Source organism: Acinetobacter sp. 479375, from assembly GCF_000581715.1.
Lineage (GTDB): Bacteria > Pseudomonadota > Gammaproteobacteria > Pseudomonadales > Moraxellaceae > Acinetobacter > Acinetobacter ursingii.
The window spans coordinates 1-1402 of record NZ_JEZN01000067.1; the positions used below are offsets into that span (position 1 = coordinate 1).

General features: G+C 36.1%; 3 protein-coding genes and 1 pseudogene. 2 read left to right on the forward strand and 2 right to left on the reverse strand.

What is annotated here, in order from left to right; translation table 11 throughout:
• Window positions 1-247 (forward strand): transposase (locus J500_RS16775; protein WP_034700744.1); only part of this gene is annotated, 247 nt, incomplete at its 5' end.
• Between the two features lie 83 nt (window positions 248-330).
• Here J500_RS16775 and J500_RS16780 read toward each other — a convergent pair.
• Window positions 331-579, reverse strand: a complete 249-nt coding sequence (locus J500_RS16780) for a hypothetical protein (protein WP_034700746.1) — start codon at window positions 577-579, stop codon at window positions 331-333.
• A gap of 144 nt (window positions 580-723) precedes the next feature.
• Here J500_RS16780 and J500_RS16785 point away from each other — a divergent pair, with 144 nt between their 5' ends.
• Window positions 724-1056: a helix-turn-helix domain-containing protein gene (locus J500_RS16785; RefSeq protein ID WP_034700747.1), complete on the forward strand. Its 333-nt coding sequence runs from the start codon at window positions 724-726 to the stop codon at window positions 1054-1056.
• A gap of 33 nt (window positions 1057-1089) precedes the next feature.
• On the opposite strand, the pseudogene J500_RS16790 reads toward J500_RS16785, so the two are convergent.
• A pseudogene (locus J500_RS16790) lies at window positions 1090-1402 on the reverse strand (IS5/IS1182 family transposase); the annotation flags it as partial.

Sequence of the window (1402 nt, forward strand, 5' to 3'; positions counted from 1 at the left end):
TGACAGTATTGTTTATACAGATCACTGGCATAGTTATAATGCTTTGGACATAGCAGGTTTTAGACATTATAGAATCAATCATTCAAGCCATTTTGCGAATGGGCATAATCACATCAATGGCATTGAGAATTTCTGGAATCAGGCGAAAAGAACGCTAAGAAAATATAATGGAATACCCAAGGATTCTTTTCACTTGTTTATTAAGGAATGTGAGTTTAGATTTAACTACGGTAGTCCAAAACAATAACTAAAAACTTTGCGGTTTTGGACTGAAATTTGAATCTTATCTAGTACAGCCCCTTAATTAATTCACACGCCTTGTCCATCACCCTACTCTCCTAAATATTCACGAATTTCAGCATTGGCTTTTTTATAGGTTTCTAGGTGAGCATCAATGAGTGAATAGTCATACGACCAGTCATTTGCGACCACAGCCAAATGTTCAAGACATTGCTCAGTAGATTCAGCAGGACAACATACGTCTAGGCATGGATGACCATGTTGAGCAACAATTTCAGCAATTTTATTAAATGCAGCTTGTATAAATTCGAGATTGGAGCTAAATGACAAAGCATCCATAACAATGTGTCGATGCAAAATAACGATATATTGTTTTATACATCAATGTGTCGTTATTATCAAGGATATAAGTCAATATTTTGTTGCTAATAACAATGTATCGGTAATAATGTATTAAATGTAGGTAATAAGATCGGTGTATTGATGTCAGTCGGTAGAAATATCAAAAAAGTTTGTGATCAGGTCGGTATAACAAACCGAGAGTTGGCACGACTTTCAAAAATTCCTGAAAGTACAATAAATACAATCATTGCCGATAAGTCAGACCCTAAAGCATCAAATCTAAAAAAGATCATTATTGCTCTTGGTGTGAGTGCTGATACGATTTTGTTTGATGAAACTGATATGGGAACAAATGGCGATCTCAAGATTCTATTTCGTGAAGTTGAGCGATTTGAGGGTAAAGAGCGAGAGCAATTAAAAGATATGCTTAAGATGATGATTGTTCATAATAAAAGGGCTTTGTTGCACAAATAGACGAAAGGTAGAGTTGTTCTAATCTTCAGATATTTATGCAACAGCCACCGTTTTAGCTGTACCAAGTTGAGTAAATTTATTCAAAATATCGACTCTTATTTGCAAGTCAACCACCTGACGATTAAAGCATCGACTAGATACACCTTGTCCAAGTCGTTTCAAGGCAAACATTTTAGCCTCTATTCGGGATCGTCGATGATAACCAATATCTCGTTTCCACTGCTTTTGACCCTTGTCCCAACAGCCTTGTACTGCATGATTTCTTGCTTTACCAATTTCATTTTCTGCCCATAAAGCAGCATTGGAACGAGGAGGGATAATTACATTTGCTTGCCGTTTCAAAATC

What these genes read in the sequence shown, in the direction of transcription:
- J500_RS16780 (WP_034700746.1), bottom strand. Translation starts at nt 579, where the DNA reads ATGGATGCTTTGTCATTTAGCTCCAATCTCGAATTTATACAAGCTGCA.
- J500_RS16785 (WP_034700747.1), top strand. Translation starts at nt 724, where the DNA reads ATGTCAGTCGGTAGAAATATCAAAAAAGTTTGTGATCAGGTCGGTATA.